Origin of the sequence: Ruegeria sp. HKCCA4633, from assembly GCF_013034605.1 — a bacterium.
GTDB lineage: Bacteria > Pseudomonadota > Alphaproteobacteria > Rhodobacterales > Rhodobacteraceae > Ruegeria.
On the sequence record NZ_WQGJ01000001.1, the window covers coordinates 375,803 to 392,949 of the forward strand.

16 protein-coding genes are annotated in these 17,147 nt (G+C 57.5%); 11 read left to right on the forward strand and 5 right to left on the reverse strand.

The genetic code is table 11. The features are described from left to right. Nucleotides 1-1,521, reverse strand: coding sequence for a CHAD domain-containing protein (locus GOV85_RS01890; RefSeq protein WP_171174468.1), 1,521 nt, complete (start codon nt 1,519-1,521; stop codon nt 1-3). Nucleotides 1,522-1,688: 167 nt separating this feature from the next. On the opposite strand from GOV85_RS01890, the gene GOV85_RS01895 reads away from it, so the two are divergent. After that, a complete protein-coding gene (locus tag GOV85_RS01895) occupies nt 1,689-2,036 on the forward strand; it encodes a TfoX/Sxy family protein (RefSeq protein WP_171174470.1) in 348 nt (115 codons plus the stop codon). A 54-nt stretch (nt 2,037-2,090) separates the two neighbouring features. Here GOV85_RS01895 and ndk read toward each other — a convergent pair whose 3' ends face one another. Further along, on the reverse strand, nt 2,091-2,513 hold the full coding sequence (gene ndk / locus GOV85_RS01900) for a nucleoside-diphosphate kinase (RefSeq protein WP_155143779.1): 423 nt from the start codon (nt 2,511-2,513) through the stop codon (nt 2,091-2,093). 115 nt (nt 2,514-2,628) lie between these two features. Next, on the reverse strand, nt 2,629-3,831 hold the full coding sequence (locus GOV85_RS01905) for a multidrug effflux MFS transporter (protein ID WP_171174472.1): 1,203 nt from the start codon (nt 3,829-3,831) through the stop codon (nt 2,629-2,631). Nucleotides 3,832-3,938: 107 nt separating this feature from the next. Between GOV85_RS01905 and GOV85_RS01910 the strand changes: the two genes are divergently transcribed. The 8 genes from GOV85_RS01910 (at nt 3,939) to GOV85_RS01945 (ending at nt 11,268) form a co-directional block, all read left to right on the forward strand. After that, nucleotides 3,939-5,789: an ABC-F family ATP-binding cassette domain-containing protein gene (locus GOV85_RS01910; RefSeq protein ID WP_171174474.1), complete on the forward strand. Its 1,851-nt coding sequence runs from the start codon at nt 3,939-3,941 to the stop codon at nt 5,787-5,789. Beyond that, on the forward strand, nt 5,786-6,175 hold the full coding sequence (locus GOV85_RS01915) for an ACT domain-containing protein (RefSeq protein ID WP_171174476.1): 390 nt from the start codon (nt 5,786-5,788) through the stop codon (nt 6,173-6,175). The genes GOV85_RS01910 and GOV85_RS01915 overlap by 4 nt, the downstream gene beginning before the upstream one ends. Before the next feature lies 1 nt (nt 6,176). Then, entirely contained in the window at nt 6,177-6,794 is a 618-nt protein-coding gene (locus tag GOV85_RS01920; RefSeq protein WP_171174478.1) for a MarC family protein, read from the forward strand. 42 nt (nt 6,795-6,836) lie between these two features. After that, nucleotides 6,837-7,418, forward strand: coding sequence for a TIGR02281 family clan AA aspartic protease (locus GOV85_RS01925; protein WP_171174481.1), 582 nt, complete (start codon nt 6,837-6,839; stop codon nt 7,416-7,418). A gap of 59 nt (nt 7,419-7,477) precedes the next feature. Further along, complete coding sequence (locus tag GOV85_RS01930) at nt 7,478-8,098, forward strand: ImuA family protein (protein ID WP_171174483.1); 621 nt, start codon at nt 7,478-7,480, stop codon at nt 8,096-8,098. 62 nt (nt 8,099-8,160) lie between these two features. Further along, on the forward strand, nt 8,161-9,375 hold the full coding sequence (locus tag GOV85_RS01935; RefSeq protein ID WP_171174485.1) for a CynX/NimT family MFS transporter: 1,215 nt from the start codon (nt 8,161-8,163) through the stop codon (nt 9,373-9,375). Next, the gene (locus GOV85_RS01940) at nt 9,372-9,968 is read left to right on the forward strand and encodes a YceI family protein (RefSeq protein WP_171174487.1); all 597 of its coding nucleotides are present in this window, start codon (nt 9,372-9,374) and stop codon (nt 9,966-9,968) included. Before GOV85_RS01935 ends, GOV85_RS01940 begins: the two co-directional genes overlap by 4 nt. Before the next feature lie 79 nt (nt 9,969-10,047). Then, nucleotides 10,048-11,268, forward strand: coding sequence for an MFS transporter (locus GOV85_RS01945; RefSeq protein ID WP_171174489.1), 1,221 nt, complete (start codon nt 10,048-10,050; stop codon nt 11,266-11,268). A gap of 45 nt (nt 11,269-11,313) precedes the next feature. Here the strand turns inward: GOV85_RS01945 and GOV85_RS01950 are convergent, their stop codons facing one another. Both GOV85_RS01950 and GOV85_RS01955 read right to left on the reverse strand, forming a co-directional pair. Beyond that, complete coding sequence (locus tag GOV85_RS01950) at nt 11,314-12,987, reverse strand: flotillin family protein (RefSeq protein ID WP_171174491.1); 1,674 nt, start codon at nt 12,985-12,987, stop codon at nt 11,314-11,316. Nucleotides 12,988-13,021: 34 nt separating this feature from the next. Then, nucleotides 13,022-13,738, reverse strand: a complete 717-nt coding sequence (locus GOV85_RS01955) for an OB-fold-containig protein (protein WP_171174492.1) — start codon at nt 13,736-13,738, stop codon at nt 13,022-13,024. Between the two features lie 255 nt (nt 13,739-13,993). Here GOV85_RS01955 and metG point away from each other — a divergent pair, with 255 nt between their 5' ends. Together metG and GOV85_RS01965 are read left to right on the forward strand one after the other, a co-directional pair. Beyond that, nucleotides 13,994-15,739: a methionine--tRNA ligase gene (metG, locus tag GOV85_RS01960; protein WP_171174494.1), complete on the forward strand. Its 1,746-nt coding sequence runs from the start codon at nt 13,994-13,996 to the stop codon at nt 15,737-15,739. A gap of 247 nt (nt 15,740-15,986) precedes the next feature. Then, entirely contained in the window at nt 15,987-17,144 is a 1,158-nt protein-coding gene (locus GOV85_RS01965) for an efflux RND transporter periplasmic adaptor subunit (protein ID WP_171174496.1), read from the forward strand. The last annotated feature ends 3 nt before the right edge of the window (nt 17,145-17,147 follow it).

The following is a 17,147-nucleotide window of genomic DNA, read 5'->3' on the forward strand; positions in this document are numbered from 1 at the left end:
TCACTCCTCTTTGTCGTGAAACAAACTGCGGAACAGATTTCGGGTTTCGGGGCTGTCAAAGTGTTGGAAACTGGCGATCACACGGCTGCGTTCGGATTTTTGGCGTTGATCCAGCACGGCAATCAATCCACCAACGGCCAGGCCAACCTGGGCGTCCACACGGCCCTGCGTGTTGCTTTGCTGAGAGACAAAGGCCAGCAAAGCCTCTTGCTGGACGGAATAGTCATTAAAAAGACCCAGATTATCCTGAAGCTTTTTCAAAGGCTTGAGGATCAATTTAAATCCCTTTGCGTCAAAGAGAGGTGCAAAGAATTCCATCAGATAGCGCAGTTTCTTACAGTCGATGCGCAGGTTATGAACCGTTTCGTCCGGGGTGTCATCGGTGATGCCGCGTGCGATTTTGCATACCTTGCGATAGCGTTTCCAGATCAGCGCGCAGGCATAGTCGTACGCGCCCCGATCCGCATTTGGCCCGGGTTGCAGTTGACCGATGCCGTCGAACGTTTCGATCAAATGCTTCATCGAGGTGGCATAGGCTTTGCTGCGCAATCTGCGAGACAAGCGCGACAATTCTTGCCCGCGCTCTGACTGGAACCGGTCGAACATCGCTTGCAAACCAGAATGAAGATGCTCTGGTATTAGATTGAAATACATATCTTTTTCCAAAAGATACACGTCCAGATCACGCATGCGCCCGGTCGGTGCCATAATATCTGAAAACACTCGTTTAAGCTCGACGGTTTGATCTTCGGAAAAGACGCCTTTGAACAGGCTGATCACAGACCGGATCTTACGTAGCGAAACACGGTAATCGTGCAAAAACTCTGTATCAATGTCGGCAACCATACCGCTTTCGTTTTGCCGGGCAACCTTCAGATATGTGTGAATAATATCTGCTGCGACTTCGATGGACGGTTCCGCTCTTCCCAATTGGATATCGGGCTTGGCGCGATAGGTCTCCATGCCAGGAAACAACCCGGCATACAGCGCTTCAACATCCTTCGCGCAGTCTGGCAGATCGGCAAAGGCTGTACTGACCTTTTGATATGTCCGTTCGTACCCGCGCAACCTCTGAAGCCGGACAAGCGTGGCCTGCCCCGAGGTTGAAGTCATTGACCAGATCACCCCTCTGACCTGGGTCTTTTGCAATTCATCCAGCACAACAAAGTTTTTTTCTTCTAACTTACCGGCCCCAATCTGCATGAGGGCTCTGAGCTTTGGAAAATCACGCAACGCCGCCTGCACTTCACCGCTCGGCAGATCCTGAATGAACCGCCCCTTGCCTGAGCAGTTCTGGAACAATGGGCGCTGTTCCTTTTGCAGCAATTGCAACGCATCACCGATTTCGATCAGCATCCAACCCTTGGCCCGCAAAGATTGATCATGGCAATCCAGCAATGAAAAAGGTTTGGCCTCGCTGTCCTGTTCAACAACAACAGAGAACCCCGGCAAGGCGGCTTCAACAGCGAACGTGTCCATCACAGAGGGCAGAAAAAACAGGTCTTCAGACGCCCCGGGCATCCTCCTTGCGGTTGATCCACCTCTGGTCTTTTTGTGTTCTGACACTCGACCCTCCGCGATAGCATAGCCTTATGCAATCTCAAGCTTGGAAAAACTTCAAGACATTCCGCTTTGACCATGCGTAATCCCCGGGTGACAGGGGTCAGGGATAAACGTAAAACGAACGAATGAGCGACCCTGTTTCATCGATCCGAAACCTTGGCCCGGCTTTCGAACAAGCCTGCGCCCGTGCGGGTATTCACTCGGCTGAAGAATTGCGTGATCTCGGGCCGGATGAAGCCTATGCCCGCCTGCTCAAAGCAGGCACTAAGGCCCACTTCATCGGTTACTACGTGCTGGTGATGGGCTTGCAGGGCCGTCCGTGGAACGATTGCAAGGGTGAAGAAAAGAAGGCCCTGCGTCAACGCTTTGACGCCATAAAGTCAGGCAACAGTGCCGCGCCGGAAAATAAGATGATCGCCGATCTGGATGCCATTGGCGTGCGCGTTGCACCACAAGATCTAAAGCAAATCTGAACAAAAAAGGCCGCCCCAGTTGGAGCGGCCCAATGATTTGGCAGAAGCGTTGGCTTAGCCAACAAGTTCGATGCCCGAGAAGAAGTACGCGATCTCAACCGCTGCGGTTTCCGGAGCGTCCGAACCGTGGACCGAGTTTTCGCCAACCGATTCCGCGAACTCGGCGCGGATGGTGCCAGCGGCTGCGTCTGCGGGGTTGGTTGCGCCCATGACTTCGCGGTTCTTTGCAATGGCGCCTTCGCCTTCCAGAACCTGAACAACGACCGGAGCCGACGACATGAACTCGCACAGTTCGTCATAGAACGGACGCTCGGCGTGCACTTCGTAGAACTTGCCAGCTTGCTCTTTGGTCATGTGGATGCGCTTTTGCGCGACGATGCGCAGGCCGGCCTCTTCGAACTTGGCATTGATTTTGCCAGTCAGGTTGCGGCGGGTTGCATCGGGTTTGATGATCGAGAATGTGCGTTCCAGTGCCATGTCGGCCTCTCCTTACAATGTGGCGCGGGGCCCGCGCCGAAATCCATCGCGCGCCGCGTATCACGGTCTTTGGCTTATGAAAAGTGTTATGATGGCCCGTTTGCCGCTTTGGGGTTCAGATTGTGTCAGGCAGCGGGTCGATCCAATCCAGACGACGAACATAAACTACGGCCAACAACCCGGCAAAGCTGCACGCCCACATCATGCCCAGAACCAGAAAGGGCCCGTTTTCAGGGCTGACAAATGCACCCGTCACCGAGGTCAGGATAGCCCCAAGCGCCACGATCATTGCCCCAGACAGCCCGGCTGCGCTGCCCGCCAACTTAGGGCGCACGGACATGATACCTGCAGTGGCATTTGCATTGGTCAGGCCATTGCCGAATCCAACGCAGATGGCCGATCCGAAGAACACCCAGATTGACCCCAGGCCAGTGAGAAACAGCAGTAATCCAAGGAATGGCCCGGTCGAAGCCACAACCCGGCCGATCAGGATCATCGTGGTCAGGCGTGTCCGCGCCGCGATCCGGCCGGTGACGAAATTCCCGACCATGTACCCACCGGTTATGATGCCAATCCCAAGACCCAACATCGCAGGACTTAGATCGAACCAAGCAGCCGCGACCAGAGGCGCGCCAGTGATAAAGCTATAGAATCCACCAATCGAAAACGACGCACACAAGGCGTAACCCCAAAACCTGCGGGCGCGAAACAGATCCGGATATTCGCGCAGTTGGGCAGTAAAGGTAGAAGAACGGTTCGTGTTGGTTTCGCCCATGTCAAACCACAGCAGAACCAGCACCCCTGCACCCAGCAACGTGTAAAGCACAAACCCCGAGCGCCAACCAAAAAGCACATCCAGCCCGCCGCCCAGCATCGGCCCAAGCATCGGCGCCAAAGCCATGGCCATCGTCACATAACCCAGTTTGCTGGCCGCCTCGTTCGGCGGATACCGGTCTCTGATTGATGCGCTGGACAGAACCGACCCGGCCACCACTGCGGCCTGCAAAAGACGGAACCCCAAGAACACCCAGATCGACTGGGCCAGTGTGCATCCGATTGAGGCGATGACGAAGAAGGTCATGCACATCAACAGTATCGGTCTGCGCCCGAAGCGATCAGACAGCGGCCCCATGATCAGTTGCAGCACGGCTGAAACCGCCAGATACCCGGCAACTGACAGGTTCATCAGGCCGTAATCCACGCCGAAATCTTCGCTCATGTGGGCCAGCGACGGCAGGAACAAGTTCAGCGACAGCACCGACAACGCAGTGGCAAAGATCAGCGTGATCAGATGAGGGGGCGTTTGGGCCGCGCGCATTGGAAAAACCGATCAGAAAAGCAAACGACACAGCGCTAACACATTGAATGAGGCTTGAACATGCCAAGCCGCTGGCGGCGGCATCACGCCTCTGCTAAGAGCGGCCCATGCTACGGATCGAAGACATCACCTATGCCGTTGAAGGCCGCCCTTTATTTGACGGCGCAAGCGCGACCATACCAGACGGGCACAAGGTTGGCCTTGTGGGCCGGAATGGTACCGGCAAGACCACTCTGTTCCGCCTGATCCGGGGTGAACTGGCGCTGGAGTCCGGCAATATCTTGGTCCCCAAACGCGCTCGGATTGGTGGTGTGGCGCAAGAGGTGCCCTCGTCTGGCGTCTCGTTGATCAACACGGTTCTTGCCGCTGATACAGAACGCAGCACCCTGATGGCCGAGGCTGAGACGGCGGATGACCCGGCCCGCATTGCCGAGATCCAGACCCGCCTTGCCGATATCGACGCTTGGTCCGCCGAGGCGCGCGCAGCCTCAATCCTCAAGGGGTTGGGTTTTGACGAAGAAGACCAGTTGCGCCCGTGTTCCGATTTCTCGGGCGGCTGGCGGATGCGTGTCGCTTTGGCGGCGGTGTTGTTTTCGCAGCCCGATCTGCTGTTGCTGGACGAACCGACCAACTATCTGGACCTTGAAGGTGCTCTGTGGCTGGAAAGCTATTTGGCCAAATATCCGCACACGGTGATCATCATCAGCCACGACCGAGGGTTGTTGAACCGTGCTGTCGGCTCGATCCTGCATCTCGAGGACCGCAAGCTGACTTATTACGCGGTGCCTTATGACAAGTTCGCCGAACGACGCGCCGAACGTCTGGCGCAGGCGGAATCCGAGAACGCCAAGGCGAAGGCACGCATCGCGCATTTGCAAAGCTTTGTAGATCGCTTCCGCTATAAGGCGTCCAAGGCCGTTCAGGCCCAATCCCGCCTGAAGATGATCGAGCGCATTCAACTTGTCTCGACCCCGCAAGAGGCCGCCCTGCGCGCGTTTTCCTTCCCCGAACCCGAAGAACTGTCGCCGCCGATCATCCAGATCGAGGGCGGTGCGACAGGCTATGGCGAGACTGAGGTTCTGCGCCGCCTGAACCTGCGGATTGACCAGGATGACCGGATTGCCCTGTTGGGCAAGAACGGTCAGGGCAAATCAACCTTGTCCAAGCTTTTGTCTGACCGCCTGCCCCTGATGGCGGGCAAGATGAGCCGTTCCAACAAGCTGCGCATCGGCTATTTCGCACAGCATCAAGTGGATGAGCTTTATGTGGACGAAACGCCATTGGACCACCTGCGCCGTCTGCGTCCTGACGAAGCGCCGGGCAAGTGGCGCTCTCGGCTGGCTGGATTTGGACTGAACGCGGATCAGGCCGAAACCGAGGTTGGTCGTCTGTCCGGTGGCCAAAAAGCACGCCTTTCGCTGCTGATCGCCACGATTGATGCGCCGCATATGCTGATCCTGGATGAACCGACCAACCACCTCGATATCGAAAGCCGCGAGGCTCTGGTCGAAGCACTGACCGCCTATTCCGGTGCAGTCGTGTTAGTCAGCCACGACATGCACCTTCTAAGCCTTGTCGCGGACCGGCTTTGGTTGGTCTCGGACGGGACAGTCAAACCCTTCGACGGCGACCTTGAAGCGTACCGATCTTTGTTGTTGGCGCGGGACAAACCGGTCAAAGAAAAGCCGCAAGTCAGCAAGTCCAAACGCCCCTCGCGCGAGGCTATGCTGGCCTTGCGGGCCGATTTGCGCAAATGCGAGGATCGGATCGAGAAGCTGACGGATATGCATGACAAGCTTTCGGCCAAACTGTCGGACCCGGCTTTGTATGAAGACGACAGGATCAACGATCTGGAAACCTGGAACCGCAAATTCGCGGAAGTGACCGAGGCGATGCAAAAGGCCGAAGCACTATGGGTTGCTGCGGCAGAACGGCTGGAACAGGCAGAAACAGCATGACAACACCGATCAAGGATACCAACGCTATGATTGCCGGTATGCATCCTGTTTTACAGCCTGGTGAGTTTGCCTTTGTTGTCTGGTCAGAAAACGAACCCTGGCCAGAAGGCACGCGTGCGAGCTGTGTCGAGGCTGAGGGGTTGTCTCTCATCGTGCCAACCGCACAGGCGCCGCAGGATGCCGTCGCAATTCGTTGCATCACATTGCAGGTTCACTCTTCGCTGGAAGGTGTCGGTTTGACCGCAACCGTATCCGACGCGCTGACTCAGGCTGGCATTCCTGCAAACATGGTCGCTGGGTATCACCACGATCATGTCTATGTGCCTTCAAACCGGTCGAAAGACGCCCTGAAAATCCTGCAGGCACTGCAACGGAGCAGCAATTAAAATGGACAGTGCATTCTTAATTACCGCGTTCACAACGCTCTTCGTTGTCCTGGACCCACCTGCGCAAACACCGATCTTTGTGGCGTTGACTCAGGGGATGGATTGGCACACGCGCCGATCCATTGCGATCCGGGCGTGCCTGACGGCAGGCTTCATTCTGGCTTTGTTTGCCGCTTTCGGTGAAGCTCTTCTAGGATTTGTCGGCATCTCGATGGAGGCGTTTCGCGTTGCGGGGGGCGTTCTGCTGTTCCTGACCGCGCTCGACATGCTGTTTGAGCGCCGCACCAAACGCCGTGAAAGCAGCGCCGAAGAAGAGGAGCACCCGGACCCATCAGTCTTCCCACTGGGCATTCCGCTGATCGCTGGCCCCGGCTCGATTGCAACGATGATCCTGCTTGCGGGCCAGCAGCCTGGCATTCAGGGTCTTGCCGTTGTTATTGGCGTCATGCTGGTCGTTCTGGCGATGGTATTCGTGATGTATCTGACATCCGGCGCAGTGGCGCGCGTTCTGGGCAAGACCGGTCTGAACGTTCTGACCCGGCTGTTGGGGATGTTGCTGGCGGCGCTTTCGGTACAGTTCATTCTGGATGGCCTCAAAGCCTTTGGTTTTGCCGCATAAACCCCCATATACCGTAGTACTGACCGAAGTGGGGATACCCGAATGGAAGACGTCAACATAGGACAACTGGTCTATCTGGTCGTGCTTGGCCTGGCGGTTGCTTTCTGGTTCGTCTCGCAAAACCGCCAGTCCCTGAACAAGACGTTGCAGCAGGTAATGGCCTGGGTGTTCATCTTTGTCGGAGTCATTGCCGTCATCGGCCTGTGGGAGGATATCCGGTCCTCGGTTGGCCCCGCCCCGCAGATGACCGTTTCAGGCGAGACGATCGAGGTGCCCCGCGCCTATGATGGCCATTATTACCTACCCGTTTTGGTGAATGGTGAGCCGATCAACTTTCTTGTCGACACCGGTGCCAGCCAGATTGTTCTGAGCGCGCAGGATGCGGAACGTGCAGGTATCAATCCTGATCAACTGAATTATTTCGGGCGCGCCCTGACTGCCAATGGCGAGGTGCGCACGGCTCCGATCCGGCTGGAAACCCTGACGGTTGGCCCCATCACCGATCAAAACGTTTCGGCCTGGGTCAATGAGGGTGAGCTGCACAAATCCCTGCTGGGGATGGATTACCTGCATCGGTTTTCGAACATCCAGTTCGCAGACGGGCGCATGATCCTGTCACGCTGACCTCTTCAGGGCTGCATTCGATCATTGAGAACAAAATAAGAACATGCTAATCTGCCCGCATGTCTGCCCATCTTCTCGATCAAAAACCCGCGCGTGCTGCTCCGGGGTTAAACCTGCATAATCAGATCACCCTGCAACTGGGCCGCGTGCACGAGGCATGCGGCCCCGCCCGGCGCAGCTTTGCTATGTGGCTGGCTGGCCAGGCGCAGGGGCCCGTACTGTGGATCTCTCCCGCGTGGGAGCCCGGCCAGCTGAACCCGGACGGGATGATGCCCTTTGCCGATCCGGCCCGGTTCATCTTTGTCCACCCCACCCGCGCCGAAGATCTGTTGTGGTGCATGGAAGAGGCGCTGCGCAGCGGGGCGATCCCGTTGATCATCGGCGACCTGCCGGGCGCGCCGGATCTGACACCGGTGCGCCGGATGCATCTGGCCGCCGAACAGGGCGGCACGATGGGGCGGGCTCCGCTTGGCCTGCTGCTGACACCCGGTGACGGTGGCGCGCAAGGGGTCGAGACACGCTGGCACATGGCTGCCGCCCATCAGGGCGAAGCAAGACGCTGGACCCTGACCCGCCGCCGGGCCCGCGCCCTGCCCCCGGTCACATGGCAGGCCACCATGACTGCGGCCCGCGCCGGTTTACACCTGAAGCGCACCGAAACAGAAGACGCTGTGACGTGAACACAAATAGCTCACGCAAGATGTGACTGGTCAAAACACCTACCGCACCCTAGCGTCACCGCATGAGCCACCCGATCCACGACAGCCGCTATTCCTGGCTTCGCCTTCTGATCACACTCGCCATTGCAACAGTGGCGAATGTGGGGATGTGGGCGGTGATAGTGGTCATGCCCGCAGTCGAGGTTGAATTCGGCGCTGGTCGCGCAGAAGCTTCGATGCCCTACACGCTTACGATGATCGGTTTTGCCCTGGGCAATATGTGGTTGGGTCAGTTGGTAGACCGGCTGGGTGTAACCATGGCCCTGATCGGCGCAGCCATCTTGAGTGCCCTAAGCTATGTGCTGGCAACGCTGGCACCAAATATCATGCTGCTGTCTGCCGCGCATCTTCTGCTTGGGTTAGGCACGTCAATTGGATTTGGCCCACTGATCGCCGATATATCGCATTGGTTCATGAAACGACGCGGTATTGCCGTTGCGTTGGTGGCCAGCGGAAATTACCTGTCCGGAGCTATCTGGCCCACCATGCTGTCGGGCATTCTGGCGCGCGATGGATGGCAACAGGTCTATGTGACATTAGCCGTTCTAACACTGCTCGTCGTTATCCCACTGTCCCTACTCCTACGCCGCCGGGTCCCGGTCGAGGCACACAGTACGGCCGAAGCCTCTGCCCAGATCAACGCACGCAGTGCAGGTGTATCACCTCGCACACTGCAATATATTCTTGGCTTGGCTGGCATTGGCTGTTGCGTAGCTATGTCCATGCCGCAGGTCCATATCGTCTCTTACTGCGTCGGGTTGGGATATGGCCCCGCGGTGGGCGCCGAGATGCTGTCACTAATGTTGTTGGGTGGTGTCGTAAGCCGCTTGGTCTCGGGCCTTCTGGCCGATCACCTTGGTGGGGTCATGACCCTTTTGATTGGCTCAGTCCTGCAATGCATCGCGCTGTTCTTGTTCCTGCCCTATGACGGGATGGTCTCGCTTTATTTTATCAGCCTGATGTTCGGGCTGGCCCAGGGCGGCATCGTGCCCAGCTATGCCTTGGTTGTCCGCGAGTACATGCCTCCGCAAGAGGCAGGCGCGCGGGTCGGATTTGTTTTGATGATGACCATTCTTGGCATGGCCCTTGGCGGCTGGATGTCGGGCTGGATTTACGACCTCACCGGAAGCTACCAACTGGCATTCGTGAACGGTATTCTCTGGAACGGGCTGAACATCGCGATCGTTCTGATGCTTCTCAAGCGATCCCGCCCCAGACGGGAAAAGGTCATGGCATGACGTTTGTAAACCGCCGTACTGTCCTTGCCGGGCTTGCATCCCTGCCCTTCGCCCGACCGTCGCTTGCCGCACTTAGCCCCTATGTTCTGTCGACAACGGACACCAGGGTTGGCTTCAGTTTCAACCTTTCAGGCGTGATGCAGTCGGGATCCATGCCGATACGCTTCGCCAACGTCCAGGTCGATACGCGCCAACTACAAAACAGCCAGGTCACCGTAGTGCTGGATGTCAGCAAGGCCAGAACTCGGTTGCCCTTTGCCCGAATGCCCATGCTTAGCCCCAGCGTACTGGACGCCAAACAGCACCCGACGATCCGTTTTGTCTCAACAAAAATTGAGCTTGGCGCGCAAGGGCGTATCTCGGACGGGGCCCGCATAACCGGCGATTTGACCGTCCGCGGTGTAACGCGCCCCATCACGCTGAACGCCAATCTCTATCGCAAGGCAGGCACTACGGTTGACGACCTGACAAACCTGTCTATCGGTCTGACGGGGGCCTTGAACAGGCATGATTTTGGCGCGTCGGGTTATCCCGATCTTGTTCGGGACAATGTCGGTCTGAACATCCACGCCGAGATCAGTCGTGCAAGTTGATCCACAAAGCGCAAAAACGACTCGATAAAGTCGAATAGGTGCGCGCATTGTGCGGCAATGACGCCAATCTGAGATCACTATGCGTACCATTATTTCCTTTGCCGCCCTTTTCCTTTCAGCCATTCTATTGCAACTGTCGACAGGCGGGGTTGGCCCGCTTGACGCCATATCCGGCATCACCCTGGAATTCACGACCGAACAGATCGGTCTGCTGGGATCGGCTCATTTTATCGGCTTTTTCGTAGGGTGTTGGTGGGCCCCACGACTGATGGGCAGTGTCGGACATTCCCGCGCCTTCGCCGTCTGTACTGCATTGGGCGCGATGGGGCTGATCGGCCACACCCTAACCAACGATCCCTATATCTGGGCCATCCTCAGGATCGCATCAGGAACATGTATAGCAGGCTGCTACACTGTGATCGAGGCTTGGCTGAACGCAAAGGTCACGAATGAAACACGCGGACGGGCGATGGGCATCTACCGGCTTGTTGACCTGGGCGCCTCGCTTGGCGCACAGATGATCATCGCGGTTCTGCCGCCAGCATCTTACGTGTCTTATAACCTGTTGGCGATCCTGTGCTGTGCCTCGCTGCTGCCGCTGACGCTGACCCGAGCGAACCAGCCGCCAACACCCAACACACAGCGCTTGCGGCCCAAGCTGGCTTGGGCCTGTTCCCCTCTGGCCGTCGCGGGTGTGATCGTTTCAGCGCTCAGCTCTGCGTCCTTCCGAATGGTTGGCCCGGTCTACGGGCAAGAGGTTGGTCTGGGCATTGACCAGATTGCTTTCTTCCTTGCTTCGTTTGTTTTGGGCGGAGCCCTGGCGCAATACCCGTTAGGCTGGCTGGCTGACAAGTATGACCGACGCTGGGTTCTGATCTGGCTGTCGGCCGCTGCTGTACTGAGCTGCGGGATCACGATGGCCGCCAGCGGCGCTGGGACGGTTGGGGTGATGCTGGCCGCCGGGTTCTTTGGTCTGACGACCTTTCCGATCTTTTCGCTGTCTTCGGCCCACGCGAATGACTTTGCCACCAGTGAAGAACGGGTCGAACTGTCCGCTGCATTGATGTTCTGGTACGCTTTGGGCGCTATTGCATCGCCCTATATTTCCTCGACACTGATCGAACAGTTCGGCCCCGGCGCTTTGTTTGCATTTGTGGCCGTCGGACATCTGGGATTGATCATCTTTGGTCTTGCGCGGATGCGCTCTCGCCCAACGCCAGAAGAGCGGACGAACTATGTTTACGCTCCGCGCACATCCTTTACCGTCGGGCGCCTTCTGAAACGCTCTCGGGAAGAATAATAAAGGGCCGGGAAATCCCCGGCCCTTTTGTTGTTTGTTCGCATATTATTGAGTCGGCAGCGTTTCTTCCTCGACAACATCGACCATTTCTGCGGGTTCCGGCGTCGCCTCTAGCGCGCCGTTCACTACTCCGCCGACACCGTTTTCCATCGACAGACCCAGCTCCTCGCCCAGCTTCTTGAGCGCGGGCATCTGCACAGCCATGCCCATGATCGAATCCAACGCTTGATTGACCACCGGCTTGTCGCTGTTGGCCGCGCCACCGCCTGAAGCACCGGCACCGATCCCACCAACCTGATGGATTTTGATCGAATCGATCTTCTCGGCCGGTTTCACCATTTCCGAGATGATCGACGGCATGGTTTCAATCCTGGCCATATCGACCTTCATGCGGATCTGCGCAGCAGAAAGAGCGTTGTCGGCTTCAACAATGGCGCGCTTACCTTCCGCTTCGGCCAGCATGTCATTTTTCTTCGCCTCGGCACGGATGTTCAACGCATCTGCTTCGGCCTGAGCTTCTTCACGACGCGCTTCGGCACGGTCTGCGGCTGCCTCTTTCTCGGCCTGCGCGGCCAGACGGATCGCGGTCGCCTGACGTTCCGCTTCGCGCGTCGCTTCGATCAATACGATCTGTTTCTGGCGTTCGGCCTCGGCCACTTCGCGGGCGGTCACGACGGCTTCGGTCGCCTTTGTCGCCTCGGCCCGGGCGAGGTCAGCAGATGCACGCGCACGGCTTTCCTCTTCGGATTTCTGCGCGATGATGATCTGACGCTCCTGCTCGGCCACTTCGATCTCACGTTCTTTCGCAATCTCAGCATCGCGGATCTTGCGCTCGCGCTCGATCTCGGCCCCGCGGATGGCTTCTTCACGGGCGATCCGGGCACGTTCGGTTTCGCGCACCGAATCTTCGGTCCGCGCCGCAATCTCGGCCTCTTGCGCCACGCGCAGGGTTTCAACCTTCTGAGTCTGCTCGATCCGCGCCTGTGCCTCGTCCTGCTCGATCAGCAGTTTCTGACGCTCGGCCTCCATCGCGGCCCGGCGTACTTCAACCTCGGCATCCGCATCAATCTGCGCGCGCTCTTTTTTCGAGGCTGCAATCACCTCGGCCAGTTTGCGCATACCCACCGCGTTAAAGGCATTATTCTCATCCAGTGCTTCGAACGGCGTCTGGTCAAGCGCAGTCAGCGACACAGATTCCAGCGACAGGCCGTTCTTCAACAGGTCTTCGGACACTGCGTTCTGCACCTCTTGCACAAAGTCAGCGCGGTTTTCGTGCAGCCCGTCCATAGTCATCTGCGCGGCCACGGCGCGCAAACCGTCGATCAGTTTACCTTCGATCATCTCGCGCAGTTGTTCGACGTCAAACGTGCGTGAGCCCAGCGTCTGCGCGGCGCGCGCGATGCCCTCTTCCGTCGCCATGACCGAGACGTAGAATTCGACACCCACGTCCACGCGCATCCTGTCCTGAGTGATCAGTGCAGCCTCGCCGCTGCGTTGCACTTCAAGGCGGAGGGTCTTCATGTTGACGGGGCTGACCTCGTGCAACAGCGGCACGATGACCACACCGCCGTCCATGATAACTTTTTTACCGCCCGCCCCGGTTTTCACCAGGCTCACTTCGCGGGTCGCGCGTTTATAAAGGCGGCCAAGTACAAGGCCGATGAATAGCAGGACGGCCAGAATGGTGACGACCGTAATCGCCAGGAATGAAACTTCCATGCAAAATCCTCCGATTTAAGAGTTGATAATTTGGTTAGTCCGACAAGCCGACCAGAACGAACCGGTCCCGCTGTCTGTCGCGCAGCACCAGAACGTCAGTGCCTTGCTCAAGGATGTCTTTGTCTTGCAGCGGCTCGGCGCGCAGGTGATGGGTGTTTCCGAACCGGTCCATCACCCTCACCTCTGCCGCGCGTCCGCGAGACGCCGTCCCTTGCGAGATCACGCCGCGACGGCGGGCCAGCATCCTTTCGGACATCGCCTCAGTCTCGGTCTTCGGCAACAGGCGGGCGAACACGGTACCAAAGCCGCGCGCAAACCACAGACCGAATGCAGCTGCCGGGATCGCAGCCATCCAGCTTGGCAGATCAAAGCCCAACAAATCACGCAGCGCCAATTGCAGGCCGATGCCCGACAGACCAAAACCCGCCAGCAGGACCACAAGCCAAATCATGAATGGCACTTTGCCAATCCCCAACCATGCCATCGGCCCGGCAGCGGCGGCATCAGGCACGTCCGTCTCAATCTCGGCCAGTTCGAATTCGCCCAGATCAATGTCAGCATCTATGTCGAGATCGAAGTCTGCAACAGCCAGATCCGGAACATCCACAGCATCCAGATCGACCTCGCCCTCACCTGCCAGCAGGCTTCCACCCAGCACCAGAGCAATCAGCTCCAGGGCCAGCAGGCCAAACAGCAGCGCAAGCGCCATGGTAAAGGGCACGAATGCACCCTCAAGCAGGAAGTCGAACATTAGGAATATGCCCTCGTTTTTGTATACTTTTGTATACACTCAATATGGGTAGTCATAATAAAAATACAAGAGATCGTGATTCTATTTTCAACCTATGGGTAGTGTAGACACCTGTTTAACTGCAATCGCTACTCAATTGATAAAGCGTTTTTTGACTGGATCGTGGCATTTCAGGACATCCACGCAAAACCCGGCCTTTTGCTGGCGGGTTACATAAGGTAGACGAGCGCGCAGACAGTTACGTGGACACGCAAAATGGCTCGGATTCTCATCACCTCGGCGATCCCTTACATCAACGGGATCAAGCACCTCGGCAACCTGATCGGCTCGCAACTGCCAGCCGACCTGTACGCACGCTACCAGCGTGGCCGGGGGAATGAGGTCATGTTCCTGTGTGCCACGGATGAACACGGCACGCCCGCGGAACTGGCGGCTGCCAAAGCCGGTAAGCCCGTGGCCGAATACTGCGCTGACATGTACGCGGTTCAGGCCGATATCGCCAACCGGTTCGGCCTCAGCTTCGATCACTTTGGCCGCTCGTCCAGTGAACAGAACAAGCGCCTGACCCAGCATTTTGCGGGCAAGCTGGACGACGCCGGCCTGATCCGTGAGGTCAGCGAGAAACAGGTCTATTCCAACGCGGATGGTCGGTTTCTGCCCGACCGCTACATCGAAGGTACCTGCCCCAATTGCGGGTACGACCGCGCACGCGGCGATCAGTGCGAGAACTGCACCAAGCAGTTGGACCCGACCGACCTGATTGAGCCACGCAGCGCGATAAGTGACTCGACCGATCTTGAGGTGCGCGAGACCAAGCATCTGTATCTGCGCCAGTCGGCGATGAAGGATCAACTGGATGCGTGGATCGACAGCAAGACCGATTGGCCGGTCCTGACCACATCAATTGCCAAGAAATGGCTGCATGATGGCGACGGTCTTCAAGATCGTGGCATCACCCGCGATCTGGACTGGGGCGTTCCGGTCAAAAAGGGTGACCAGGACTGGCCCGGCATGGAAGGCAAGGTCTTCTATGTCTGGTTCGACGCCCCCATCGAATACATCGCCTGTGCCAAGGAATGGGCGGATGCCAGCGGTAGAACCGATGCCGATTGGGAGCGCTGGTGGCGCACCGACAAAGGCGCAGAAGACGTGCGTTATGTGCAGTTCATGGGCAAGGACAATGTCCCCTTCCACACCTTGTCTTTCCCGGCCACCATCCTGGGCACGAACTCGCACAATGAAGACACCGGATCATCCGAGCGCTGGAAGCTGGTCGATTACATCAAGTCTTTCAACTACCTGAACTATGATGGTGGCCAGTTCTCGACCAGCCAGGGGCGCGGCGTGTTCATGGATCAGGCGCTTGAGATCCTGCCCGCCGACTATTGGCGCTGGTGGCTGCTGAGCCATGCGCCTGAAAGCAGCGACAGTGAGTTTACGTGGGAAAACTTCCAGCAATCGGTGAACAAGGACCTGGCGGATGTACTCGGCAACTTTGTCAGCCGCATCACCAAATTCTGCCGCTCGAAATTCGGTGAAGCCGTGCCGGAAGGCGGCAGTTTTGGCGAACGCGAAAACGCTCTGATCGACGAATTGACCCGCCGCGTCCGCGCTTATGAGGACCACATGGAAACAATGGAGGTTCGCAAATCCGCTCAGGAATTGCGGGCGATCTGGGTTGCGGGCAATGAATATCTTCAGGCCGCTGCCCCATGGTCAACCTTCAAGGAAGATCCGGAACAAGCTGCGGCTCAGGTGCGTCTGGGGCTGAACCTGATCCGCCTTTATGCTGTTCTCAGCGCGCCGTTCATTCCCGATACCTCGGCCCGAATGCTCAGCGCGATGAACACGCTGGACACGGGATGGCCCGATGACTTGGCCGCCGCATTGGACGCGCTGCCTGCGGGTCACGCGTTTACTGTGCCTGATGTACTGTTCGCCAAAGTCTTGGATGAGCAGCGTGAAGACTGGCAGGAAAAATTCGCTGGCACACGCAACTAATCTTGTTGCATGCTGACAGTATTCGGGGGCCCGCGTGGCCCCTGTTTTGCTTTTGGGCATGATCAAAGTGAACACCTAACATGGTCAAAGCGAAGTAATTTTTCGCACCAGTGCCAACAGGTTCAGGCGTCATCACGCTTGAGAAACCATGTCAAAAAAGTCATCCTGATGCGAAGTTCTTCCGACTCGGGCCTCCAATACGGCGGGCCCGGCATCATTTGTTTCTGTCACGCACGAGGCTTTCGCCATGTTCCCAACACGTTTCTCATCCAACCGGATCAGCAGGCCTCTGGCCACAGCGTCCCTGCTGTTGTCTCTCGGATTGGCGTATCCGGTTGTCGCACAAGAGGAAGGCGCACCCCCCAAAGTCTCAATTGCGGCAGCCTATACCCAAGAAATCACGGATGAAGCCTCGTTCATCGGGCGTGCTCAGGCAATCAACAAGGTCGACATCGTGGCCCGAGTGAACGGGTTTCTCAACAGCAGGGAAGTCGAAGATGGCGCTACAGTCAAAGAGGGAGACCTGCTCTTCACCATCGAACCCGACCTGTATGAAGCGACGCTTGAAGCTCGCAAGGCCGATTTGAACCGGGCCGAGGCCAATCTGGAACTCGCCAAAGTCGATCTTGCGCGCAAGGAAGAACTTTACAAACGCGATGCCACACCAGAGTCGGAACGCGACATCGCGCGCGCCAACGAGTTGGTTGCAGAAGCAGAGGTCAAGGCAGCGAATGCCGCGATCCAACAAGCCGAGCTTGACCTGAGTTATACGCAGATCCATGCGCCATTTGATGGGCGTATCGGCAGCATCACGACCAGCGTTGGTGACGTGGTCGGTCCAACCAACCCTCCATTGGTCAATATCGTTAGCGAAACACCAATTTACGTGAATTTTTCCCTCAATGAAAAAGTATTCACGACGGTTTTGGAATCTTATGGCGAAAACTCGGCCTCTTTGGCGGAAAGCCCGCAAAGCCCCAATGTTCACGTGATCCTGCCAAATGGAAGCGAGTTGGATGAAACCGGAAAAATTGTCTTTGTCGATAACCGCATCGACCCTTTGACAGGCGCAATCAGGGTCCGGGCGCAATTCGACAATGCCGCCCGTCTGATCCTGGACGGCGCCTTCGTGACCGTACAAATCGAAGCGCTGGAGCCAACCTTGCAAGTTCTGGTGCCTCAGGCCGCCTTGCAGCGTGATCAGCGCGGCGAGTTCGTTCTGGTGGTCAACGACAAGCAGATGGTTGAGCAACGCTACATCACCACCGGCGACGCTGTTGGCACGGCCATCATTGTAAAAGAAGGCCTGCGCGAAGGTGAAAGTGTGATTGTTGAGGGCCTTCAACGCGTTCGCCCCGGCGTGGCTGTTGACGCGGTCGTTGCCTCTGAACAGCCAGGAGAATAACTG